This window comes from Finegoldia magna (genome assembly GCF_003182075.1).
GTDB lineage: Bacteria > Bacillota > Clostridia > Tissierellales > Peptoniphilaceae > Finegoldia > Finegoldia magna.
In genome coordinates, this window is the sequence record NZ_QGTH01000002.1 from 26,001 (window position 1) to 50,270 (window position 24,270).

At 32.8% G+C, this 24,270-nt stretch carries 20 protein-coding genes; 2 read left to right on the forward strand and 18 right to left on the reverse strand.

The window, feature by feature from the left end; genetic code table 11:
* Positions 1 to 166 precede the first annotated feature (166 nt).
* Both nifJ and hprK read right to left on the reverse strand, forming a co-directional pair.
* Positions 167 to 3,847 carry a pyruvate:ferredoxin (flavodoxin) oxidoreductase gene (nifJ, locus tag DES33_RS01305; RefSeq protein ID WP_094224424.1) on the reverse strand — a complete coding sequence of 1,227 codons (3,681 nt, stop codon included), beginning with the start codon at positions 3,845 to 3,847 and terminating at the stop codon, positions 167 to 169.
* 135 nt (positions 3,848 to 3,982) lie between these two features.
* Positions 3,983 to 4,942 carry an HPr(Ser) kinase/phosphatase gene (gene hprK, locus DES33_RS01310; protein WP_094224423.1) on the reverse strand — a complete coding sequence of 320 codons (960 nt, stop codon included), beginning with the start codon at positions 4,940 to 4,942 and terminating at the stop codon, positions 3,983 to 3,985.
* 222 nt (positions 4,943 to 5,164) lie between these two features.
* Between hprK and DES33_RS01315 the strand changes: the two genes are divergently transcribed.
* Positions 5,165 to 6,883 carry a cell wall-binding repeat-containing protein gene (locus DES33_RS01315; RefSeq protein ID WP_110057893.1) on the forward strand — a complete coding sequence of 573 codons (1,719 nt, stop codon included), beginning with the start codon at positions 5,165 to 5,167 and terminating at the stop codon, positions 6,881 to 6,883.
* 454 nt (positions 6,884 to 7,337) lie between these two features.
* The gene (locus DES33_RS01320; RefSeq protein WP_094224421.1) at positions 7,338 to 8,984 is read left to right on the forward strand and encodes a cell wall-binding repeat-containing protein; all 1,647 of its coding nucleotides are present in this window, start codon (positions 7,338 to 7,340) and stop codon (positions 8,982 to 8,984) included.
* 44 nt (positions 8,985 to 9,028) lie between these two features.
* On the opposite strand, the gene DES33_RS01325 is transcribed toward DES33_RS01320, so the two are convergent.
* From DES33_RS01325 to DES33_RS01400, 16 genes are all read right to left on the reverse strand, one after another.
* On the reverse strand, positions 9,029 to 9,985 hold the full coding sequence (locus tag DES33_RS01325) for a hypothetical protein (protein ID WP_094224420.1): 957 nt from the start codon (positions 9,983 to 9,985) through the stop codon (positions 9,029 to 9,031).
* Positions 9,986 to 10,063: 78 nt separating this feature from the next.
* Positions 10,064 to 11,398 (reverse strand): PH domain-containing protein, encoded by a 1,335-nt coding sequence (locus DES33_RS01330; RefSeq protein WP_094224419.1) that lies wholly within the window; start codon positions 11,396 to 11,398, stop codon positions 10,064 to 10,066.
* Positions 11,395 to 11,745 (reverse strand): GntR family transcriptional regulator, encoded by a 351-nt coding sequence (locus tag DES33_RS01335; protein ID WP_094203327.1) that lies wholly within the window; start codon positions 11,743 to 11,745, stop codon positions 11,395 to 11,397. The genes DES33_RS01330 and DES33_RS01335 overlap by 4 nt, the downstream gene beginning before the upstream one ends.
* A 307-nt stretch (positions 11,746 to 12,052) precedes the next feature.
* A complete protein-coding gene (locus DES33_RS01340) occupies positions 12,053 to 12,463 on the reverse strand; it encodes a DUF5301 domain-containing protein (RefSeq protein ID WP_094224418.1) in 411 nt (136 codons plus the stop codon).
* A 2-nt stretch (positions 12,464 to 12,465) separates the two neighbouring features.
* Entirely contained in the window at positions 12,466 to 13,110 is a 645-nt protein-coding gene (thiE, locus tag DES33_RS01345; RefSeq protein WP_094224417.1) for a thiamine phosphate synthase, read from the reverse strand.
* Entirely contained in the window at positions 13,088 to 13,894 is an 807-nt protein-coding gene (gene thiM / locus DES33_RS01350) for a hydroxyethylthiazole kinase (protein WP_094224416.1), read from the reverse strand. The genes thiE and thiM overlap by 23 nt, the downstream gene beginning before the upstream one ends.
* Positions 13,887 to 14,396 carry an energy coupling factor transporter S component ThiW gene (thiW, locus tag DES33_RS01355; protein WP_094224415.1) on the reverse strand — a complete coding sequence of 170 codons (510 nt, stop codon included), beginning with the start codon at positions 14,394 to 14,396 and terminating at the stop codon, positions 13,887 to 13,889. The genes thiM and thiW overlap by 8 nt, the downstream gene beginning before the upstream one ends.
* 72 nt (positions 14,397 to 14,468) lie before the next feature.
* Positions 14,469 to 16,295: an excinuclease ABC subunit UvrC gene (gene uvrC / locus DES33_RS01360; protein ID WP_094224414.1), complete on the reverse strand. Its 1,827-nt coding sequence runs from the start codon at positions 16,293 to 16,295 to the stop codon at positions 14,469 to 14,471.
* A 2-nt stretch (positions 16,296 to 16,297) separates the two neighbouring features.
* Complete coding sequence (locus DES33_RS01365) at positions 16,298 to 18,067, reverse strand: aminopeptidase P family protein (RefSeq protein ID WP_094224413.1); 1,770 nt, start codon at positions 18,065 to 18,067, stop codon at positions 16,298 to 16,300.
* A gap of 382 nt (positions 18,068 to 18,449) precedes the next feature.
* The gene (gene ychF, locus DES33_RS01370) at positions 18,450 to 19,547 is read right to left on the reverse strand and encodes a redox-regulated ATPase YchF (RefSeq protein WP_094224412.1); all 1,098 of its coding nucleotides are present in this window, start codon (positions 19,545 to 19,547) and stop codon (positions 18,450 to 18,452) included.
* Between the two features lie 96 nt (positions 19,548 to 19,643).
* A complete protein-coding gene (locus tag DES33_RS01375) occupies positions 19,644 to 21,974 on the reverse strand; it encodes a cell wall-binding repeat-containing protein (RefSeq protein ID WP_110057894.1) in 2,331 nt (776 codons plus the stop codon).
* A 166-nt stretch (positions 21,975 to 22,140) separates the two neighbouring features.
* Positions 22,141 to 22,509, reverse strand: a complete 369-nt coding sequence (locus DES33_RS01380) for a Rid family detoxifying hydrolase (protein ID WP_094224410.1) — start codon at positions 22,507 to 22,509, stop codon at positions 22,141 to 22,143.
* Positions 22,510 to 22,518: 9 nt separating this feature from the next.
* Positions 22,519 to 22,821: a ribosome silencing factor gene (gene rsfS, locus DES33_RS01385; RefSeq protein WP_002835520.1), complete on the reverse strand. Its 303-nt coding sequence runs from the start codon at positions 22,819 to 22,821 to the stop codon at positions 22,519 to 22,521.
* Positions 22,822 to 23,397: a bis(5'-nucleosyl)-tetraphosphatase (symmetrical) YqeK gene (gene yqeK / locus DES33_RS01390; protein WP_110057895.1), complete on the reverse strand. Its 576-nt coding sequence runs from the start codon at positions 23,395 to 23,397 to the stop codon at positions 22,822 to 22,824.
* The gene (gene nadD / locus DES33_RS01395) at positions 23,387 to 23,986 is read right to left on the reverse strand and encodes a nicotinate-nucleotide adenylyltransferase (protein WP_110057896.1); all 600 of its coding nucleotides are present in this window, start codon (positions 23,984 to 23,986) and stop codon (positions 23,387 to 23,389) included. Before nadD ends, yqeK begins: the two co-directional genes overlap by 11 nt.
* The gene (locus DES33_RS01400; protein ID WP_002835523.1) at positions 23,979 to 24,269 is read right to left on the reverse strand and encodes a YhbY family RNA-binding protein; all 291 of its coding nucleotides are present in this window, start codon (positions 24,267 to 24,269) and stop codon (positions 23,979 to 23,981) included. The genes nadD and DES33_RS01400 overlap by 8 nt, the downstream gene beginning before the upstream one ends.
* Position 24,270 lies beyond the last annotated feature (1 nt).

Below are 24,270 nucleotides of genomic sequence, written 5' to 3' on the forward strand. Positions count from 1 at the left end.
AACAAATTAGAAAATTTCTTGATTTTTTTATTCGTCTTATCATTGAAAAATCAACGTTATAACTTTTTTAATCATTTATAGAAAAAATCTATAAATGATTATTCAAATTGTTAAATTTTTGTAATAAAAAACACCGTGAGATAATTCTCACAGTGTTTTTGTTATATTATCTATTTGTAGAATTTGGATTTACGACGTCTTCTTTCTTTGCGCCTTCTTCTTCCTTAGCTTTTTCTACAGATTCAACTTTTTTACCTTCTTTATCAAGGTTTTCTTCTTTTTCTGCTTCATCTGTATCTTCTACTGAGTTAGAATAATCCATTTCTGCCATTCTCTTGTAAGTGTTGTATCTTTCCTTAGCATCTCTTTCAGCTTCTTGGAATAATTCTTCAGCTTGTTCAGGGAATGATTTTTGTAATGACAAGTATCTTACTTCTCCTCTGATGAAGTCTTGGAATGATCCAGTTGGTTCTTTAGAGTCTAATTGGAATGGATTCTTTCCTTCTTCTGCAAGAGTTGGATCGAATCTGTATAAGTGCCAGTAACCAGCTTCTACAGCTAATTTTTCTTGACGTTGGCTCTTACCCATACCAGCTTTAATACCGTGGTTGATACATGGTGAGTAAGCGATGATTAATGATGGTCCATCATATTCTTCTGCTTCTCTAATAGCTTTTAATGTTTGATTTTGGTTAGCACCCATAGCAATTTGTGCTACGTATACGTATCCGTAAGTTGATGCCATCAAACCTAAATCTTTCTTTCTAACTTTCTTACCACTTGCAGCAAATTGTGCTACAGCAGCTGTTGGAGTTGATTTAGAAGCTTGTCCACCAGTGTTTGAGTAAACTTCTGTATCGAATACCATTACGTTGATGTTTTCACCTGATGCTAATACGTGATCCAATCCGCCGTATCCGATATCGTAAGCCCAACCGTCTCCACCGAAGATCCATACAGATTTCTTAATTAAGAAGTCTCTGTCCGTTCTTATATATTTCAATAATTCTTCAGCTTCTTCGTTGTTAGTGTTGTCATCTAAATGTTGTAAGATTTCTGCTGCACATGCTTTTGATGTAGCTACATCATCCATGTTTTCAACGAATTTTTTGAATGGTGCATTCAATGGACTTTCAATGTTCAAGTCTAAGAATGCTTGCATTTTTTCTTTTAATTGTAATCTAATCTTCTTAATAGCTAAGTGCATACCATATCCGTATTCAGCGTTGTCTTCGAATAAAGAGTTAGCCCAAGCTGGTCCTTTACCTTCAGCATTTGTGCAGTAAGGAGTTGAAGGAGCACTTGCACCCCAGATTGATGAACAACCTGTAGCGTTAGCTATAAGCATTCTATCACCGTATAATTGAGTGATTAATTTAGCGTATGGAGTTTCTCCACAACCAGCACATGCTCCAGAGAATTCAAATAATGGTTGTTTGAATTGTGAGCCTTTAACAGTTTTTTCTGCTGGCATTAAATCTTCTTTGTATCCAACTTTTTCTACAGCGTAAGTCCAATTATCTTTTTGTGCAAGATGTTGTTCTTCGAAAGGTTTCATTATTAATGCTTTTTCTTTTGCTGGACATACATCAGCACAGTTACCGCAACCTGTACAGTCTGCTGGTGAAACTTGGATTCTGAATGTTAAATCTTCAAATCCTTTACCAACTGCTTTTTTGCTTTCGAATGTTTCAGGAGCGTTCTTTCTGTCTTCTTCGTTTAATAAGAATGGTCTGATAACTGCGTGTGGACATACATAAGCACATTGGTTACATTGTATACATTTATCCATTTGCCATTCTGGAACATTAAGAGCGATACATCTCTTTTCGTAAGCTGAAGTTCCCATTGGGAATTCACCATTTGCTCTGTCTTTGAATGCAGATACTGGTAAATCATTACCTTGTTGTGCGTTCATTACACTTGCAACTTCTTTTACGAATTCTGGAAGGTTAGCGTCTTTTTCAACGTCTTCTTCAGCATTTTTCCATTCAGCTGGAACATTGATTTCTACAAGTTGATCGATACCTTGATCTACTGCAGCGTAGTTCATATTTACAATGTCTTCACCTTTTCTTCCGTAGTTAGCAACTATAGATTCTTTTAATTTCTTAATAGCTTCATCTATAGGTAATACTTTAGATAATTTGAAGAATGCAGCTTGCATAATCATGTTAGTTCTTCCACCTAATCCTACTTCTGCTGCAATCTTAGAAGCGTTGATAGTGTAGAATTTGATGTCGTTTTCAGCGATATATTTCTTTAATTTGCCTGGAAGGTGAGTGTCTAATTCTTCTTCATTCCAGATACAGTTTAGTAAGAATGTACCACTTTTTCTTAAACCTCTTAATAAATCATATTGATATACATAAGCTTGTTTTGAACAAGAAATGAAATCTGATTCATCTAAAAGGTAAGTTGAGTGAATTGGGTTGTTACCAAATCTTAAGTGAGACATTGTAACCCCACCAGATTTTTTAGAGTCATAATCGAAGTAACCTTGAGCGTACATGTCAGTACCATCACCTATAATCTTGATAGCTGATTTGTTAGCACCTACTGTACCGTCAGAACCGAATCCCCAGAACTTACATCTGATAGTTCCTTCAGGTGAAGTGTTTATAGTATCTTTTACTTCTAATGATCTATGAGTAACATCATCTACTATACCGATAGTAAATTGTGTTCTTGGTTGATCTTGTTTTAAGTTTTCGTAAACTGTGTTAATGTGAGTTGGAGTTGTGTCTTTTGAACCTAAACCGTAGATACCACCAACGATAACTGGTTTATTTTCATGATCGTAGAAACAATCTCTAACGTCAAGATATAGAGGTTCTCCTAATGAACCTTTTTCTTTAGTTCTATCTAAAACTGCAATCTTCTTAACTGTTTTTGGAATAGCATTTAAGAAATGTTCTTTAGAGAATGGTCTGTATAAGTGAACTTTTAATACTCCGACTTTTTCTCCTTTAGACACTAAATAATCAACAGTTTCTTCAATAGTTTCAGTTACTGAACCCATAGCTACTATAATATTTTCAGCATCTTCAGCACCATAGTAATTGAATAATCCGTAGTTTCTGCCTGTAATCTTGTTAATTTCATTGATATAGCTTTCAGTAATACCAACGATATCTTCATAGTATGTATTAGATGCTTCCATACCTTGGAAATAAACGTCTGGATTTTCAGCTGTACCCATAGTCTTAGGGTTTTCTGGATTTAAAGCATTTCTTCTGAATTCATCAATAGCTTCCCAATCAACAATCTTAGCTAAGTCTTCATAATCCATAACTTCGATTTTTTGAATTTCGTGACTTGTTCTGAAACCATCGAAGAAATGTAAGAATGGAACTTTACCTTTAATAGAAGAAAGGTGAGCTACTGCTGCTAAATCCATAACTTCTTGTACTGAACCTGAACATAACAATGCAAAACCTGTTTGTCTTGCTGCCATAACGTCTTGGTGGTCACCAAAAATGCTAAGCGCATGTGATGCTAAAGCTCTTGCTGATACGTGGAATACGCCAGGTAAGTTTTCTCCGGCAATCTTGTACATATTTGGAACCATCAACAATAAACCTTGTGATGCTGTAAATGTAGATGCCAAAGCCCCTGCAACTAAAGCCCCGTGTACTGAACCAGCTGCTCCACCTTCTGATTGTAATTCAGTTACTTGTACAGTTTCACCGAATAAGTTCTTACGTCCATCTGCTGCCCATACATCAATTGCTTCAGGCATTGGTGATGATGGAGTAATTGGATAAATAGTTGCCACATCTGAAAATGCATAAGCTACGTGAGCAGCGGCTGTATTTCCATCCATGGTTTTCATGTGTTTTGCCATTTATTTAACCCCCTATATATAAATAAATAAATTGTTTAATTTAAAACGGACGAACTCCGCTCTATGAGTTATTATAACTCAATAAAATCCTCATTGCAAGAATAACAAACTTCATCAAAAAATTTTATTGTGAAATTAATTTTTGTTATTTTTTAACTTTTTTCTGTGTTCTTCAGTATCTTTTTTCATATTTGCAATTAACTTATTATTTAATTCTTGTGCCGCATTATAACCCAAAAGTTTTTGTCTTTGATTTCTAACTGCAACCTCAACAATCATTGCAATATTTCTACCTGGTTTTACAGGAACTTCAAGATATGGAAGTTCAACTCCTAAAATTTCTGTAGTGTGATCGTCAAGTCCAATTCTGTCGTATTCTTTATCGTCTTGCCATTTTTCAAGCTTTATAACCAAATCGATAAACGTAGTTAATCTTACAGAACCTGTACCGTATAACCTTTGAATATCTAAAATTCCAAGACCCCTAACTTCCAAATAGTGTCTGATGTTAAGAGGAGCTTGTGCCAACAATCCTTTTTCAATTTTTCTAATTTCAACCACATCATCTGCAACAAGTCTGTGACCTCTAGTAACCAAATCTAAAGCAGTCTCGCTTTTTCCTACAGAACTGTCTCCCATCAACAAAACACCCATACCAAAAACATCCAACAGAGAAGCGTGGATTGTATCTTCCTCACTAAGAAAATATTCCAATACTTCATCCAATGCTGAGATAAGTCTGGTAGTTGTTCTATCTGAAATTAGTAGAGTTTTATCGTATTCTTCAGCTAAGTTTCTAACTTCATCAGGAATTTGAGCATAATGTGAAAACACAATACAAGGAATATCATATTCCATCATTGCTCTTACTCTTTCTTTTCTAAGCTCAATATCCATCGCCATATAATACGCAAGTTCAGCCTTACCGAACAACTGAATTCTTCTATATGGAAATTCTTCCAAGAAACCAGATAATTGTAAACCTGGTCTGTTTATTTCAGAATTTGTAATCTCAATTGTTTCGTAATCAGAACTTGTCCTTACAACGTGCAAATCTAATTTTTTAACAACCGCACTTAATTTTACTGTTTTCATAAGTTCCCTCCTTATTATATTTTATTATCTAATCTATATATAAGCAAACAATCCTCGATAATAAATGACGAAATCACAACTTAATTGTTACGTTTTTGTAATATTTAACGTTTTTTTAACCTAATTTATTACAAAAAAGTTACAACAAGTTACAAATGTGTTACAATATATTATATTAAATTTGCAGATTAAAAACTTTTAATCGTAAAATTAGGAGGAAAAATGAACAATATCAAAAAACCATTGTTAGTGATGGGATTAATGTTTACCTTTTCTGCTTTAAATGCAACTTCTTCATTTGCTGATGTTGACAATACAAAGCTTGTAGAAGAAGTAAAACATGACGCTTTAAATTACACTACAAATTTGCAAAATATAATTAAAGATCAAGAAAATGTGAATACAGAGGATTCCATCAAATCCAATGATACACAACAAACTGAAAAAGTTAATACTGAAAAAGAAGATAAAGAAGATAAAAAAGATTCTACAAAAGAAGATTTGATTGAAGGCTTTGAAGATTCAAAAGAACTTTTGAAAAAACCTGCTGAAGTAAAAGCAGTTAAAAGAGCCGATGTGAAGAAAATCACTTCATCAAGTAAGTCTGAAACAGCTACTAATATAAGAGATGAATATTTTTCAGAATCAAACACAGTTATTTTGACAAATAGCTCAACATTTGTAGATTCACTATCTGCTGTTTCACTGTCAAGAGGTAACACTCCAATATTATTTACTAACCAATCTTCTTTAGATAGTAAAACATTGGCAAACCTAAAAGCTAACAAACCTAAAAAAGTTTACATTTTAGGTGGAGAAAAATCCGTTAGCAATTCTGTAGTAAATCAACTTAAAAGTTTGGGAATAATTGTTGAAAGAATTGCTGGACATGATAGATACGAAGTTAATTCTAAAGTTGCAGCAAAAACACATAATCCAAATACAAAACAAAAAACAAATATACTTATAACTTCAGGCGAAAATCATAGTGATGCTATATCATCTGCTATTTTAGCTCAAAACAAAAAAGCTCCTATACTTTTCGTTAGAAAAAATGAAGTTCCTACATCTATAAAAGGTTATTTGTTATCTTTAAAGAGAAACAATGCTATAGGAAGTATAACAATCGTTGGTGGTAACTTATCAGTATCTCAACAAGTAGAATCTTACTTAAGAACTTTTAGCAATAATGTAAGTAGGATTGCTGGTCGTGACAGATACACTACTAACGTAAAAGTTGCAAAACAAGTTAACCCTAACGCAAAAAGAGTAATCGTAGCTGAAGGTAATGGTTACAACGATGCATTATTAATGTCACCTGTTGCTACAAAATTAAATGCTTCTTTAATATTGACAAAACCTAACGATGTAACAAGAGCAAAAGATTATTCTTCAAACGACAAAAGCTCTACTATGGAAGCATTCTTTAAGAACAACAAATCGATAGACCAAGTTATAGTTTGTGAAGGAAATCATTCAATTTCTGATTTCGTATCATCATCAATATCTGATTTGTTAGCAGGTAAAAAACTTAAAACTGCACCAAAAGCAGATGCATTATACAAAAAAGAAAAAGCTGAACTAAGAAAAAGTACAATTGAAAAATCTAAAAAGGTTAAAAAAACTGTAGATTCATTACAAGCTCAACTTGCAAAAGCAAAAAGAGTATTCACAGTAAGAGCCACAGCTTACACTTCTGATCCTAGAGAAAACGGTGGATGGAATGTAACAGCAATCGGAACTAAAATTAGACGCGGTGTTATAGCAGTAGACCCAAGAGTTATTCCTTTGAGAACAAGAGTATATGTAGAAGGATACGGATTTGCTACAGCAGAAGACACTGGTGGAGCTATTAAAGGAAATAAAATTGATGTAGTTATGGATACTAAAGCTCAATCTCGTAACTGGGGAGTTAGAAAGGTCAAAATCTACATCTTATAATATAACTACTAAGCACTGATTAAAATCGGTGCTTTTTTAATGTAATTTTTTACAATGATTTTGAGAAAGAATGTCAGTTTTCAGTCGTTACCAAATAAATTTTAAGCGATTTTTCATAAAAACCAGCAATTGTTACATTTTTTTAATAATTAAGTTTTTCAGTGGCGCATTTCATGTTTTTTTCTAAAAGTTACAAATTGGTTACAAACTATTCCCTATTTTATGGGAAGTGTGATTTTCAAGTAATTCACAAATTTTTCAATTTGTAAATAGTTTTGAGCAAATTTTACATAAAATCTAGCACATTGTGCAAATTAAACCAATAAATGTCAAATTTGTTTGAAAGTTATGAAAAATTCTTGTAAACTATTAGAGTAATTTGAATAAGTTACAAATTGGTTACAGAAATAATGAGCAATTAAAATTAGCTCATTGAAGTATATTAGGAGGATACATGAATAATTTTAAGAAGCCACTTCTTGTAATGACTTTGGCTGTATCATTATCTTTGGGAGCAAATGTTTCATTTGCAGATAATGAAAATAACAAGTCAGAAACAAATGTTAAAGCTATATTAGATAATTCAAGTAAAACTGAAACAACAACTAAGATACAAGTAAAGCTAGATGAAAATAACAAAGTAATATCTAATAAAAATCAAAATAATACAGAAAAAAAAGAAGCTGAAGTCAAATCACAAAAAAGTGCAAAAACAGAAAGAATAGACGCAAAAAACAGATTTGAAACAGCTAAGAGAATCAAAGAAAAAGAATTCAAAAATGCAGACACTGCTGTAGTTGTGAATTCAAACGAATTTTCAGATTCAATCAGTGCAACAAACATTTCAAATGGTAAATCACCTATTCTTTACACTGATTCCAACAAACTAGACAACTTGACTAAAGAAGCTTTGAAAGGTGTCAAAAAAGTCTACATAACTGGTGGCGAAAAAACTATTAGTTCAAAAGTAGTTAAAGAATTAAATGGTATGGGGATTGAAGTCATCAGAGTTAAAGGCAAAGACAGATACGAAGTTAATGCAAAATCAGCTACTACATCTCATCCAGTTTCTAATAAGAAACAAAACGTAGTTATCGCATCTGGCGAAAACTTTGCAGATTCTATTTCTTCAACTTCTTTAGCTAAGAAAAAGAACGCTCCAGTTCTTTTAGTTAAAAAGAATGAAGTGCCAAAGTCAATCAAAGAATACTTAAATTCATTCAAGAAAAAAAATCTTTTGGGAGACATTACTATAGTAGGTGGAGAAAATTCAGTTTCAAAAGCTGTTGAAAATGAACTTTCAAAACTTGCAAAAGTTACTAGAATTGCAGGATCTGACAGATACCAAACATCTGTAAAAGTTGCAAAACAAGTCGGTGTAAATTCTGAAAGAACAATCGTAGCTAGTGGAGAAAAATTTGTAGATGTACTTGCAGCATCTCCTGTAGCTCAAAAATACAACGCACCAATTGTTTTGGTTAAGAAGATGGACGTTCCAAGAAACGAAGATTACAAAACACAAGAACAAAAATCAAACTCTGTGGAATCTTTCTTTAGACAAAACAAATCAAACATCATGTACACAATGGTATTTGGTGGCAAAAATACTATCGATAATTTCGTAGTAAATGGAATTAAAGATTTGTTAGCTGGTAAATCACTACAAGCAAAACCAAAAGTAGATGCATTAGTAAATGTACCTAAAAAACAACCTCAAAAACAAACTAACAAATTAGACAAAATCGTAAATCTTGCTTACAAACAATTAGGTAAGCCTTATGTTTGGGGAACTCACGGCCCTAGATCATTTGACTGCTCAGGACTTACATCTTACCTATACAGACAAGCTTACGGAATTTCTATAAGCCCAAGTTCAAGAGCACAAGTTTCTTATGGACACAAAGTTTCCAAATCAAACTTGAAAAAAGGCGATTTGATGTTTTTTGCAACAGGTGGTGGCGGAATAAGTCACGTTGGAATTTACGTTGGTAACAACAAATTAATCCACGCTTCTACACCATCAACAGGAGTTATCTTATCAGATATCAACTCAAGCTATTACCAAAGAACATTCGTTACAGCAAGAAGATTATTAGGTTAAATTCAAAAGCAATGATTCCGATGAATCATTGCTTTTTTGATTGTCTATTTGAATTTTATAGTTTCATCATTGAAAACTCCAATTGAGTTTTTGATTTTCAAGCTGTACACGCTATCACCTATTGGAACTATCATTGTATCATCTTTTGCATCTTCAAAAAATACGAGTTTATCTTTTTCTAGATTATAAGCAATCTTATTATCCAACCAAGTCATATATTTTTTAGACACTTTAAATCTTTTCAATACATTTTCATAACCTTTAATAGTAGATTCCATTATCAACTTATCATTCTTGTACAACCTTGAATTTCCAGTTTTAAAATCGTACAAAGAATAGAAGACATCCTTATTATTCATCACAACATCAATCGGAAACTCATCTTCTGTCAAATCCCTACTGAAGATTTCCTTATCGTCCATATCCTTGACAGTTAATTTATCCTTTTCATAATGCATATACATTATAGACTTATCGTTTTTGATTAATTTCCCAATTTTGCCAGTAGATTCAAATGCGCCATTATTATTCCTGAAAATCTCACATTCAAAAAATTTAATTGGAGAATCAGAACGCAAAACCATAGCGTACACATTTTTATCCGATAACTTAGCATCACTAATATGCTCTGTTGATGTGAGATTGTTCATTCCATCATCACCTTTAATCATCAACTTAGAAGCAAAAGATTCATCTGATTTATAAAGGAGATAATCTTTATTATCTACATCGTGTATTCCGTATCCATCATCTAGTTGTACTAATTCGTCCTTGGAATCGTCGTAAATAAAGTTCTTGCCATCTTTTAACACGACAATTTTATCTCCATACAATTTCTGAATAAACTCAGAGTTCTTTAACTTATCTGTGTATTTGTTGTGAGAATCCATTTTTTTGATTCTATCTACTTTTACGCTGGATTCTACGCCCTTGTACACTTCTTTTTTTCCACACGACACAAAAATCATCATACATAATGCAACCATCAAAAATTTCTTCATAAATTCCCTCCCATATTAATAAAATATTTCTACTAATATTTATTAATTAATATATACCCAGAATTTACAAAAAAACTATTATCGTAAATTTTTATAAAACTTTTCGGTTTCTTTTACAGTTGGAAAATTAAATACAAGGTTTTTGTTATCCTTAGTCTTTATCCAAATAGCTCTTGGATTGTCGTTATGAATGTACACATCACAGTTTCCAATTCCTTTTATATTAAATTTCCCATAGGAATAGTGTTTAAGTGATGTTCCATTTAATCTAATGCCATCTGTTTTGTTGACATCTTCGATTAGCTCAACTTTTTCGATTGATTTTTTGTCAATTACAGTGGTGTAAACAGATTCAGTAATTGTGAGAGTGCTTGGTGTGTTATCTATAGTATACGTTTTTGGTAAACTCATATTTATCATCAAAAATTCAACTGAAATCAATAAAACTGCAGTCAATGCATATAGTATTTTGCCTGATAATTTTGCCCTATTAAATGTCATATTACCATTTCTCACGCTAATATCTTCAACCATTAGCCTGTCATCTTTCGGATTATAATAACCCCAAGGATCAAAGAAGTCCCCATTGTACAAGTCGCTATTAATCGCAGTTAAGTTTTTTGCTATGGTTTGATATTTAAAAAGAGCCAATATTATCGCTAGCGTGTACAAAACAATGTATGAAAAAATCGGGAAAATTCTGTAAACATCTTTTGATGAGTAATAAGCTACAACAAATCCTAAAACGATAAACATAATATATATCGCATACATTGTTTGTTGCACTTTTATGATGCTTTCTTCATTCAACTTTAAGTTTTCATCAGAATTAGTCGAATAAACTTTGGTATTTTTCCTTCCCAAAAACCATCCCGTTAATATTGTACTCACACTCATTGCGACTAGCAACAAAATGTAGACGAAGAACATCTCGCTGTTTTTGAAAAAAGCTACCAACAATACGATTTGAACTACCAGCGGAATTATCCAGGCTTTTAGTTTGATTTTCTTTTTTTCAATATCTCTTGAAGTCTTCAAATCATACGTCAAAATACTATTCTCAGTCGATATATTATTGTCCTTTTTGTATTGTCGTATTACTTTCATTGCGTTGTATTCGATAATATTTGCACTCACAAGATAAACAACTATTAAATTGTAATACACAAGCATTATCCAATCATAATCAAGCAACACAAGAAAAGATAAAACAATGCTCACCGCAAATAAAATATTCAATTTTTTCTTCGTTTTTCCCAACAAATCGACGATGAATTCATCATCTTCATAACCTTTTGGAAAATTTGTAAACAACATAAATGTATCGTTTATTTTCAATGTATATATGTTCATTCTTCGCATGATAAACAAAATAAACACCAAACTAAAAAATAAAATAAATTGCCACATCATTTTATAATTTCCTCCACTATATTTTTAATATCCTTTTGTGATTTGCCGCGAATTTTCGCTTCCATTAACAGTAGTTTCATTTCATCTTCAAATGAATTTCGTGAATAATCTTCGTCCACGCAAATCTTCGCCCCAACTCTTCTATCTATTACAATTATTTTTTCGTCCTTCAAAATATTGTAAGCCTTGCTAATCGTCATAGGATTTATTCCCAAATCATTTGCAAATTGTCTAACAGAAGGAAGTTCGTCGCCATTTTGCAAATTTCCACTAGCAATTTCTCTGATAATTTCGTTTCGAATTTGAGTGTAAATCGGAACATCACTCGTCGTATTTATGTTAATCATTCTGTCCTCCTTGTATTATTTATTATAATACAGATTAGACACAGATGCAATATTTTTTCAAAGAAAAAAGAGCGCATCGAAATGCACTCTAAATCATTACTCGTATTTAATAGTAAACCAATCATACTAAGAATATCATACGGAAAAAATTGATTTGATTTCAAATCGAGAAATCCGTTAAAAATTGTACTGTTTGAGTGAAACGAGTTTGCAATTTTAGGATTTTGAGATTTAGAAATCAACAATTTTTGAAGTCTATATATTTGTGTATGATGGTTTATCTACACAATAAATTTCTACGATAAAACTACATTGCACCGATTAATTTGTTAAACGTATCCTTGTCGATTTCCCACACTCCTTCGTATGGTTTTTCAATGTAGTATTTTTTGTTTTGATACAAATACAACGTCATTTTTTCGTCTTTTCCGTAGTAGATTTCTATTTTTCTAAAATCTTTTGTATTCGCAGGTGTATCATTGTTTGATTTTTTACTAGTTGGTTTTGCTTTTTCTTTTATCAATTTAATTGTGTCTACGATATCTTTTTTCGAAGTGATGGATGCCGTTGGTCCTTCCTTGTTTTCTTCGATTTTTGTAACTGTGATTACTTGTGAATCATTGGCGTTTGGAAGTGTTATTGGATCTGCTTTTTTGCAAGATACCATAACCAACATCAACACCATAACTAACAATACTAATTTAAATTTGTTTTTCATAATTACCTCAATTCTAAAATTTGTTTTGATTTTTCTAATAATCTGTGTGCTTTTTCTTGTGGATTGTCGTCATTCATCAACGCTCTTACGACTGCTATCCCACTTGCACCACTGTTTTTTAATACATCTATGTTATCCTCATTTAAACCGCCAATAGCGACAGTTTTTATGCTTATGCTATTGTTGATGTCTCTTAGAGTTTCAACCGATGTTATTTTCGTTTTAACGTGGGTTTTTGTCGGATAAATCGCCCCAACTCCAAGATAATCTGCGCCTTCTTTTTCACATTGGACAGCTCTGGCAACACTTTTCGCAGTTGCGCCAATAATGTAATTATCTCCCAAAATTCTTCTTGCATCTTTTATTTCCATGTCTTCATCTCCAAGATGAACTCCTGCACACTCGCTTGCCAAGCAAACGTCAATTCTATCGTCAATTAAAAGCGGCACATCAAACTTGTCGCAAATTACCTTCACTTTTTTCGCCAAGTCTATGTATTCTCTTGTAGAGATATTTTTCTCCCTTAGTTGTACCAATGTTACTCCACCTTTAAGAGAATCTTCAATCTTTGTTAAAAAAACTTCCTCATCTTTAACATTTGTCCTATCAGTAACCAAGTACAAGCTAAGATTCAACTTTTCTCGCATTTATATTCTCCTTTATTTGTTCCCATTTTATTTTGGATAAATTATCGTACAAACCGATTTTGAAAGAACTAAGTCCAACACTTTTATCCATCATTTCACAGCTAATATTCATCATGCTAATTGCTAGAACACATGATTCTATCGATTGGGATACGCTAAGTGTACACGCTATCAAACTTCCCACAACACAACCTGTCGCAGTGATTTTTGAAAGCCTTTCATCGCCATTATTAAGCAGATAAATCTCATCTGAACACACAATATCCGTATGGCCTGTTGCCACAACGATTGAATGGTACTTTTCATGCAAATTATTACAGTAATTAATCACATCAATTACTTCAAGCTTTCTTGAATCCACACCTTTTGTACTTAAATCTTTAATAAACAGTGATTCTATCTCGCTGTAATTTCCTTTTATACAAGTTATTGTGTATTTTTGCAAGATTTCTAACGTCAAATCCAACCTTAATCTTGACGCACTCACTCCAACCAAATCCAATGTAATTGGAATGTTGTTTTCATTTGCAATTCGTAGGGATTTTTTGATTGATTCTATTCTATAGTCAGTGATGTTTCCTAAATTTACCAACAGAGAATCAGAATTTTTCGTAACATCTTCGACTTCTCGTGGATTATCTGCCATAAATGGACTTTGGTTAACACTCAGAACTGCGTTTGCCATATCATTGATTGAAATCGCATTCGTAAGGCAATGAATCAGATTATTGCTGTTGTACAAATCAGAGTAAATCTCTGACATTTTTTGTATTAAATTATCCATTTATACTTTCCTTTAATTTATCTAGCATTTTATTTTTTTGCATAGCCTTTAAAAATGCGAATGCTACAGTCGCTCCCATTAAAGTCGCCAGCACAAATGATGGTGTGTAGAAAAACAAAGTCAAATTGCTTTTTCCGAAGAAAAACTTCATAACAGGAACGCTTACAATCGATCCGATTATTCCTGTTCCAATAACTTCTCCAATACAAGCCATAATTAATTTGTTCGTTCTTTTATACAAAATTCCCGACAAAAACGCCCCAAACACAGCTCCAGTCAATGCTAACGGTGGAATTGCCATTAGTGACATTCTGATTATCCCAATCAACGTCGCACACAAAAGTGCATACCATGGTCCCAAAAATACCGCACACACTATATTAACAAAATGTTGTGTTGGACAAAATCCAACAACTCTCAAAATTGGAGATATCACAACTCCTATTGCGACAAATATTGAAAGCATTATCATTTTAATTAAAGTAGAATTTTTTCTTGTCATAAAACATCCATCCTTCACTACCTTATATATTACCATCAATCAATATTTCTTTACAATAAAAAATATAGCAAATTATTGCTTAAAATAATTTACTATATTTTCTGCTGCTTTTTCATTCATTCCATCAACTTCGCAAAGCTCTTCTACACTGGATTTTTTTATTCTGTCAAGAGTTTTAAAATGTTTCATCAAAGCTTTTTTCCTTTTTTCTCCGATTAAGGCTATATTGTCTAATTCAGATTTCTTGAAGTTTTTTTCGTGAAGTTTTCTGTGATAATTGATGGCAAATCTATGTGTTTCTTCTTGAATCGCAAACAACAACCTGTACAGAGGAGTGTTCACTTTCAATCTGATTTCGTCGTTTTCGTAAATTATTCCACGCGTTCTATGCTTATCGTCTTTTACAAGTCCCAAAATCGGGATATCCAAGTTGAATTCGTCCAACACTTCTTTTGCGATGTTGACTTGACCTTTGCCACCATCCATCAAAATAATAGAAGGCATTTCATCAAAGCTCTTGTCTCTATTATCAGAATCCAAAAGTCTTCTGAATCTTCTCGTCAACACTTCCCTGTGCGATGCATAATCATCTGCACCTTCTACAGTTTTGATTTTAAATTTACGATAATCTTTGGAAGATTTAGCCCCGTTTTTGAACACAATCATACTTCCCACAGAATCCACGCCACTTGTGTTGGAAATATCGTAGCATTCAATTCTATCAATTGGTTTAACCCCTGTGATATCTTGCAAATCAAGTATTGCATTTTCACGATTACGTTCTCTTTTCAAATGTCTGGAAATGTATTTGTCCAGTCCTTCTTTTGCGTTTACTCTGACCATTTCCAAAAGGTCAGTCTTGTTACCTCTTTTAGGAATTTTGATTTCAACCTTGGAACCTTTTTTCTCAGTTAGCATTTCTTCGATAAGCTCTCTGTCTTCGATTTCAATATCGGTTAGGATTTGTTTCGGAACATAAGTCAAATCAATGTAGAATTGTTTGAAAAATTCTCCTACAATGTGTTCGTTTGATTCTTCGTATTTATTGTCGATAATGAAATGTTGTCTTTCAATAATTTTACCATTTCTCATGAAAAATACTTGAACGCATACAGTCTCCGCTTCTCTGGCCATAGATATCATATCCAAATCCAACCCCTTGGTGTTGGTGATGTTTTGTTTTTCCAAAATCACTTGGATGTTTGTGATAGAATCTCTTAGTTTCGCTGCCAATTCGAAGTTCAAATTCTTGGAGGCAGCCATCATTTTATCGGTCAATTTCTTAGTCAAGTCATCTTCACGACCATTCAAGAAATTTTCCACTTCTAACAATTCTTTGTTGTAATCTTCTTCGTTAACATCATAAACGCACATTCCGTCACAACGATTGATATAATAATTCAAACAAGGTCTCTTAAGCTTTTGACCCTTATCAAAATTCAAATTACACGTTCTGATTTTGTACGTTTCGTGAATCAAATCTATAATATCATTAACTGCATAAGCATTAGGAAAAGGCCCAAAATACTTCGCCTTATCCTTCAAAACACGTCTAGTTTTCAAGACTCTTGGAAACTTTTCGTTCGTGATTTTGATGTATGGATATTGCTTATCGTCTCTTAAAACGATGTTGTATTTCGGGCTGTTTTTCTTGATTAAGTTTGATTCCAGAACCAAAGCTTCACATTCATTATTCACGATAATATATTCAAAATATTCTACGTGACTTACCATTGCAGCGACCTTTGCGAGTTTTTTTGATGAATCAAAATATTGACCCACACGTCTTCTCAAATCAATCGCCTTGCCAACGTAGATTATCTCGTCTGTTTTATCGTGCATAATGTACACGCCTGGTTTGTGAGGTACTTTTTGCAGTTCTTTTTTTATATCAAACATTTCTATATTGCTTTTGTTTGTTGTTCAAGATATTCTAAGTCAGATCCTTCCAAGTATGGTGATAATTTTTCGTAGCATTCTTTATTGTAATTGTTCAACCATTCTAATTCGAAAGGAAGTAATTTTTCTTTGATAACAGGTCTTGTGTCAATTGGACAAATAGACAATGATTCAAATCCCAAGAATTCTCCAAATTCAGATTCTCCAACTTTGATGCAGTGCATAATATTTTCGATTCTGATTCCGTGTGAACCTTCGATGTAAATTCCTGGTTCGTCACTAGTAACCATTCCTTCGTCCATGTCTATATCGTTGTTTACGGATGAAATTCTTTGTGGTCCTTCGTGAACACCAAGGTAGAATCCCACACCGTGACCTGTGCCGTGTCTGAAATCCAACATTTCTTGCCAAATAGGTCTTCTTGCAATTGGATCTAAGCTCGATGATTTTGTCCCTTTAGGGAAGATTGTAGTCATCAAATTGATGTGTGATTTTAATGTTAAAGTATAGTGTAGTTTTTCATCATCAGTCAATTCACCAAGAGCAACCGTACGAGTAATATCAGTAGTTCCATCCAAATATTGCGCACCACTATCAACCAAATACAATCCCTTCGGTTGTAAAGTCACTGGATGATCAACTGATGGTTCGTAATGAGGAAGTGCCGCATTTTCTCCATATGCCGATATAGTACCGAAACTTAAATCCATGAACAAATCGCCTTGTTCTCTGAAATATCTCAACTTATCTGCTGCACTCATTTCAGTAACATTTCCAGTTGGAGTACCTGTTTCTACCCAATTGAAAAACTTAACCAACGCAACGCCGTCTTTGATGTAAGCATTCTTTTGATTTTTAATTTCTGTTTCATTCTTATGAGCCTTCATCAAAGTTGTAGGTTGAATTCCTTTTGAAATTCTAATATTTGAATTAATTGAATTGTAAATTCTTACATTTGTCTTAGAAGGATCCAAGAATAAAACACTTTTTCCTGGAAGCTCACTCAAATCTTCGAAGACTTTTTCGTAAGCTTTTACAGTAACACCTTGTTCTTTTAATAATTCAATCAAATCATCGTCGATTTTTTCATCATCAATGTACAAATTAGCAAAATCTTTTCCAACCAATGCATAACTTATGATAACAGGATTGTACAAAACATCGTTACCTCTAATATTGTAAAGGTAGCAAATATCATCCAAAGAGCCTATAAAATTGTAATCACAATCGTTAGAATCCATAAAATATCTTAACTCTTTTAATTTTGTCTTAGTATCCTTGCCACAATATTTTACATCAAATGCATAAGCCTTTGAGTTTGGTTTTTCTGGACGATCTTCCCAGATATCACCAACAAAATCCACATCAGTGATTATCATTCTATCGCCAAGATTTTCCAACCATTGATAATAATCATTGTAGTCCAAAGTAAGACCATCAACTCCTATTTTCCCACATTCGCCGACATTTTCATTCAAATATTCAATTAAAGTTGGAACCCCAGGTTCACCCATCTTCATCAATTCTACAGTAGATCCTTCAAGTTCCTTAGCAGCTTGAATAAAATATCTTCCATCAGTAAACAAAGCCGCTTTTTTCTTCAAAATTACAGCAGTTCCTGCACTACCACTAAATCCAGTAATATATTTTCTAGTCTTATAATAATCTGCTAAATATTCAGATGTATGAGGATCGCTCGATAATACAACATACGCATCGATATTTCTTTCGCTCATTTTTTTTCTTAGCTTTTCTAATCTTTCTGTAATCATAAATTACCTCCTCGTAGTTATAATAATTATATCACAAAAAATAACGATGTTTATTTTCACGCTAACAATAAAAAACTAGGTAAATTATGCTAATAAAAAAATCAAAACCAATTAGCACAAATATCTGTCTCCAAAAATAAACAAATTCAAAGCTTATGAAGCTAAAATCTCAAACTCGTGCTACGCACTCAAACAATGAGATTTTTTAACGCTTCATTTCGCTAGAATTTGTAATTATTTTTTACGAATGATATTCTTAGCTAATACGGTTTTGATTTAAATTCTAATATATTACCAATACCTTTAACTGGTTTTTGATATCTATTACCAAAATTATCCGCAGTTAAACTCAATTGGTGTTTTTTACTACATAAAAACTTTTCTATACATTAAATCTAAAATGAACTACATCTCCATCTTGCATTAAGTAGTCTTTTCCTTCCAATCTCATAAGACCTTTTTCTCTGACTGCAGGCATAGATTTTAATTCGATCAAATCATCGTAATTTACGATTTCTGCTCTGATGAAACCTCTTTGAATATCTGTGTGGATTTTACCAGCTGCTTGTACTGCAGGAGTATTTTTCTTGATAGTCCATGCACGAGTTTCATCTTCACCAGTTGTTAAGAAGCTCATAAGTCCAAGCAAATCGTAACTTTGTGTAATCAAATCATCAATTCCTGATTTTTCAAGACCAATTGCTTCCAAAAATTCCTTCTTGTCTTCTTCGCTATCCAACGCAGAAATTTCTGATTCGATTTGCGCAGAGATTACAACTACTTTTGCATCTTCTGATTTTGCAAAATCTTTTACTTTTTGAACCATTTCGTTGTTTTCGTAAGCATCTGCTACTTCATCTTCACTTACATTGCACACGTAAATTATTGGCTTTACACTCAAAAGATTGAAGCTTCTCATAAGTTTCATTTCATCTTCATCCAAATCCAAGATTCTGATAGATTTTCCTTCTGATAAAACGTCGTAGATTTTTTCAAGGAGATCTACTTCTTCTTTCAAATCCTTATTACCTTTCAAAGCTTTTCTAGATTTTTCTAATCTTCTTTCAACCATTTCCAAATCAGACAAAATAAGTTCGTAATTGATAGTGTCTATATCTCTAAGTGGATCCACTGATCCATCAACGTGAACTATGTTTTCGTCTTCAAAACATCTTAGAACTTCAACAATAGCATCGGATTCTCTAATATTTTCCAAAAATTTATTTCCTAAACCTTCTCCCTTACTTGCACCTTTTACAAGACCTGCAATGTCGTAAAATTCGATAGTCGCTGGAATAATTTTCTTGGAATTAAAAAGTTCTGCTAATTTATACACTCTTTCATCAGGAACATTTACAAGTCCGATGTTAGGATCTATCGTACAGAATGGATAATTCGCCATTTCTGCACCTGCTTTTGTTATCGCATTAAAAAGTGTGGACTTTCCTACATTTGGAAGCCCCACAATACCTAATTTCATATCATTCACTCCTTTTAACTAACTCAAATTTTACCATATACCATATTTTTTGTAAATTATACGCATTCAAAAAAGAGCTCTTTTCAGAACTCTAATTTAAAAATTATTTAGTTTAGCATTTTTGATAATCTTTGGATAGTTTTTGTAGGAATAGTTCATATCCACTCCGCCTTCTCCAGTATCTGGAACGCCTTTTATTTTTGATTTATTTGTGAATTGCCACATTCCATAATCTGGTGTGAAGCAGTTAGGACTTGTAACGTGCCAATGTGCAATCCAAATGTCGTAATCTTTCAATCTATTTTTTTCGAATTGGTTGTTAATCCAATATCCTGAGCTGTACAATCCTGTGTAGTATCCATTCTTTTCAAGAATACTCATAAAGGCAATCGCCATATCTGTTTTTGTTTTTGTTGGAATTCTTCTTTGTGAAGGATCTTCGAAGTCCAAATATACTGGGTATTCGAATTGTTTTTTGCCCAATATCTTCATAAATCTGACAGCTTCTTCTTTAGCTTCTTCTACGCTCATAGCATAAGAATACCAGTATGCCCCTACATTTAGTCCTGCTGCTTTTGCATTTCTGTAGTTTTGTTGGAATTTTGAATCTTCCCCGCTGTATCCAGAACCAGCTTTTAATATTACAAAATCCATTCCATTTTGCTTAGCTAGTTTCATGTTTACATTACCATTATATTTAGAAATATCTGCTCCTTGTTGAAATACTAATCTGTATTTATTAGGATTAAACATTCCAAAATCATCAATTTTTGCATATCCTTTAAATCCATTTATATCCAATTGCATCCATCCATTATTTAAAATATTTATAACTTGCATAACTGTTGAAGTGTTGATATTTCTCACAGATTTTGCAGAACTGTTTGCAGCATTGTAAAGTTTTGTTGAGTGCTTTGCAACCACGAAATCGTGCAAGCCTATCGCTTTATCTTCTTCGATAATATCTGATTGATCCTTTACAACTGGTGGCTTTGGTTTCGGCTTTTCTGGAGTTTTTGCCAAAACATTTTTAACAGTACCATATACGTTGTTATCGATAGTTCTGTATCCACCAACAATATATACATCCTTGATCGACTTTTTGAAGTTATTCAAGAATGCTATGACACTTGTGTCTAATTTGCTTCTTGAACTCAATAATATCGGTGCATTTAATTTTTGGGCCAACGGACTTATAGCAAGTGCATCTGCAAAATCTTCACCACTTGCGATGAACACTTTATCCTTGTTCATAGAATTAGCCACTTTTACAGATCCATCGTATCTGTTTCTGCCACTAATTCTACTAACATTTTTGCCAGTTACTGATTGGATATATCTAACTGTAGCCGATGAGATGGATTGTCCTCCACCAACAACTGTTACTTTTCCAATACTAGATTTATTTCTAAGTAAATAATCTCTTGTTTGTCTGGACAAAGTTTTTCCAGAACTCAACAAAATCTTAGCGTTATTTGAATAAGCGTAAGAAGATGCGTAAAGTGGGTCGCTGAAGTTTTCTCCACTTGCAATAACTACGTTCTTTTTCTTGCTCATAGCTGCAACCTTTGCGCTAGTTTCGTATCTGTCTCTTCCAGCAATTCTAGTAACTTTATTTGAGTATTTCTTTAATATGTTTTCAATTCCAGAACTAATGGATTGTTTACCACCAAGAAGATATACTTCTACAGGGTTAAGTCTTTGAATTTCATTTCTTGTTGCTGTTGGAAGTGAGTCTTTTTCTGTGTATAAAATAGAATATTTTCCATCAGACAAAGTCGTTGCACTCAATGCATCAGCGTATTTTTGTGCATTAACAACAATAACCTTCTTAGCATTAGTAAATTGTTCTCTTGAAATTCGTGCAGCAGATTCGTATCTGTTTTGACCTGCAATTCTAGAAGGAATGATTTGTCCAGCAGAATTTAATGCTTTTACTTCTTCATCTTGCGCTTTTTTGTCATCAGTTTCTTCAGAAACTTGTTCTTCTGAATTTCCCTTTGATACAGATTTCTCAGTTTTAATAGGCGAATCTTCTAAGACTTCTTCTGTATCTTTTATATCTGATTTTTCAGATACAACTTCTTTTTCAGTTTCTTCTTCATCTTTTGTAGACTCAGAAGCTTCTTTTTTTTCTGATTTTTCCTTAATATCTTTATTTGAATCTGTAGATTTCAAATCTTCATGATTCAAATCATCATTTTCCTTTTTTTCATTTTGTAAGTTGTCTACGTTAGCGTATCCCAATTTAGCTTTCTTAGTCAACTTACTTTGATTGTGTGTGCTAATCGATGTATATTTGGCACTAAGCTCGTTTTCTACATCTTTCTTGTCGTTTTCTGTTTGAGCCATAGATCCTGTAGAAATCATTAATGACACAGACAGTGCAACAAACGATACCTTAGCAATATCTTTTAAGTTCTTCATAGATACAACCTCCTAATATACATACATAATATCATAAAAAGTTACAAAATGGTATCAATTTTGATAATTGTTGACATTCAAAACGAATTAATACAATTGCTTAACAATTTAATACGATTTAAACAAAAAAAATCCCCTGAGTAAAATCTACTCAGAGGAAAAATTCTTAGTCTAATTCAGCAATTGCTTCTATTTCGATTATTGCTCCTTTTGGAAGAGCTGCAACTTGAACTGCACTTCTAGCTGGTTTGTGTTCTCCAAAAAATTCTGCATAAACTTCGTTCATGTCAGAAAATTGTGATAAATCTTGCATGAACACGCCAACTCTTGCGATGTTTTCAACTTTGCCGCCTTCAGTTTCGATAATATGTAAAATATTATCTAATGATGCTTTTGTAGCTTTTTTTATATCAGTTTGTAATTCTCCATCAACGATTGGAAGTTGTCCTGATACATAAATTGTTTTGTTAGCAGATGTTGCTTGTGAATATGGTCCAATTGCAGCAGGTGCTTTGTCTGAATGTAAAAATTTCATACTGTCCTCCTAATTCCACAATCTTTCTATATCGTAGAAAGAACGTGCTTCTTCTGTAAATACATGTACTATAATATCATTAAGATCTAGCAAAATCCAGTTACCTTCGCTGTAACCTTCTTTTCCTAAAATCTCAAAACCATTTTCGTCGCACACTTTTTCCACTTCATCAATAATAGATTGAGCGTGGTTAGGTGCATTGGCAGTTGCAATCACAAAATAATCTGCAACAGCTGAATCTAATTTCAAAGTTACAATGTCTTTTCCAATCTTATCGTCTATTGCTTTTTGAACTAACTCTAATTCAGTCATCTATACTCCCTTCAATAAATAATTTCTGACATTAACACTAGTGATAGATATTTCCCTCTCACCTTCTATAAGATATTTTATCGTATCATCTAGTGATTTGACAATTGCTTTATTCAAATTTATTTTGGATAATCTTCTGATTTCATCAACGTCATCATGATCTCTCTTATCTTCGGTCTTATCAGACAAGTAAATTATTTTTTCGAAATCAGTCATATTAGTTCTTCCAGTTGTGTGAAATTCTATCGCATCCAAAATCTCTTCGTCATTCACGCCGTATTCCTTGTTAGCGACAATTCTACCCAAATAGCAATGCAACAACTTAGGATTATCCATATCAGAATTTTTCCCTCTTAAATTTCTAAGCTCTTCAAATTCTTTCTTGTACTTATCCAAATACATTTCCTCGTTGTTTTTTGCACAGTCGTGGAGAAGCGCCGCTAATTCTATTTTTGCAGAGTCTTGATTGTAAAGCTTTGCTAATTCAATAGCTTTATCCCTCACTCTCAAAACGTGTTCGTATCTTGTTTTTTTGAGCATTTTACTCAAATTATTTTCTATTTCTTTAACTTTCATATAATTTGTTTCTCACAATATATTCAAAAACTTGATTTGGCACGAAATACCTAAAATCTTGATTTGTTTGAACTTTCTCTCTGATTTTTGTAGAAGAAATATCTATAAAACTTGTGGAAATTTTCTCCACAAAATATCCCTTTGATTTTAAATCATCGATTTTTACATCTAGTTTGGACATCTCTTCTTGTCTTCTAATACAAGCCAAAATCTTAGTATTTTTCAAAAAATCTTCTGCATTCTCCCAAGTTTCCACACTCATTAGCGAATCTTCGCCCATTATGAAATAAAAATCATAGTCGTAATTTTCTCTCAAATATTTCATAGTTTCCCATGAATATGTCACGCCATTTTTGTTGATTTCATAATCACATACATTAAACTTCTTGTTATCCTGTGTGGCAATCTTCGCCATTTCAAATCTTTTTTGTTTGTCTGTGACATTTTTATCTTGCTTAAAATTCGGATTACCAGTAGGAATAAACCATACTTCATCCAAATTTTTGTAATTAATAGCTTCCATAGCTAATATCAAATGTCCTATATGAATGGGATCAAAAGTCCCACCCATTATTCCGACTTTAATCATCTAAATCTATTACCTTGTTTTCAGACTCTCTGTAAATTGTTAGAATATTTCCCATATATCTGACAAATTCACAGTCAAGTTTTGTCAATATTTCGTCTATCAACATATCTCTATCGTCCAAATTATTGTTGAGAATTTTAATCTTCATGACTTCTCTCTTGTTCAAAGTATCATCGATTTGTTTCAAAGTATTTTCTGAAATTCCACCTTTGCCGATATTTACAAGTGGTTTGTAACCGTGAGAAATCTTTTTTAATTTTGCTCTTTGTTTTGGTGTTATCATT

Excerpts from the sequence above, each read along its gene's own strand:
- nifJ (WP_094224424.1), bottom strand. The coding sequence starts at position 3,847 with ATGGCAAAACACATGAAAACCATGGATGGAAATACAGCCGCTGCTCAC.
- hprK (WP_094224423.1), bottom strand. The coding sequence starts at position 4,942 with ATGAAAACAGTAAAATTAAGTGCGGTTGTTAAAAAATTAGATTTGCAC.
- DES33_RS01315 (WP_110057893.1), top strand. The coding sequence starts at position 5,165 with ATGAACAATATCAAAAAACCATTGTTAGTGATGGGATTAATGTTTACC.
- DES33_RS01320 (WP_094224421.1), top strand. The coding sequence starts at position 7,338 with ATGAATAATTTTAAGAAGCCACTTCTTGTAATGACTTTGGCTGTATCA.
- DES33_RS01325 (WP_094224420.1), bottom strand. The coding sequence starts at position 9,985 with ATGAAGAAATTTTTGATGGTTGCATTATGTATGATGATTTTTGTGTCG.
- DES33_RS01330 (WP_094224419.1), bottom strand. The coding sequence starts at position 11,398 with ATGATGTGGCAATTTATTTTATTTTTTAGTTTGGTGTTTATTTTGTTT.
- DES33_RS01335 (WP_094203327.1), bottom strand. The coding sequence starts at position 11,745 with ATGATTAACATAAATACGACGAGTGATGTTCCGATTTACACTCAAATT.
- DES33_RS01340 (WP_094224418.1), bottom strand. The coding sequence starts at position 12,463 with ATGAAAAACAAATTTAAATTAGTATTGTTAGTTATGGTGTTGATGTTG.
- thiE (WP_094224417.1), bottom strand. The coding sequence starts at position 13,110 with ATGCGAGAAAAGTTGAATCTTAGCTTGTACTTGGTTACTGATAGGACA.
- thiM (WP_094224416.1), bottom strand. The coding sequence starts at position 13,894 with ATGGATAATTTAATACAAAAAATGTCAGAGATTTACTCTGATTTGTAC.
- thiW (WP_094224415.1), bottom strand. The coding sequence starts at position 14,396 with ATGACAAGAAAAAATTCTACTTTAATTAAAATGATAATGCTTTCAATA.
- uvrC (WP_094224414.1), bottom strand. The coding sequence starts at position 16,295 with ATGTTTGATATAAAAAAAGAACTGCAAAAAGTACCTCACAAACCAGGC.
- DES33_RS01365 (WP_094224413.1), bottom strand. The coding sequence starts at position 18,067 with ATGATTACAGAAAGATTAGAAAAGCTAAGAAAAAAAATGAGCGAAAGA.
- ychF (WP_094224412.1), bottom strand. The coding sequence starts at position 19,547 with ATGAAATTAGGTATTGTGGGGCTTCCAAATGTAGGAAAGTCCACACTT.
- DES33_RS01375 (WP_110057894.1), bottom strand. The coding sequence starts at position 21,974 with ATGAAGAACTTAAAAGATATTGCTAAGGTATCGTTTGTTGCACTGTCT.
- DES33_RS01380 (WP_094224410.1), bottom strand. The coding sequence starts at position 22,509 with ATGAAATTTTTACATTCAGACAAAGCACCTGCTGCAATTGGACCATAT.
- rsfS (WP_002835520.1), bottom strand. The coding sequence starts at position 22,821 with ATGACTGAATTAGAGTTAGTTCAAAAAGCAATAGACGATAAGATTGGA.
- yqeK (WP_110057895.1), bottom strand. The coding sequence starts at position 23,397 with ATGAAAGTTAAAGAAATAGAAAATAATTTGAGTAAAATGCTCAAAAAA.
- nadD (WP_110057896.1), bottom strand. The coding sequence starts at position 23,986 with ATGATTAAAGTCGGAATAATGGGTGGGACTTTTGATCCCATTCATATA.
- DES33_RS01400 (WP_002835523.1), bottom strand. The coding sequence starts at position 24,269 with ATGATAACACCAAAACAAAGAGCAAAATTAAAAAAGATTTCTCACGGT.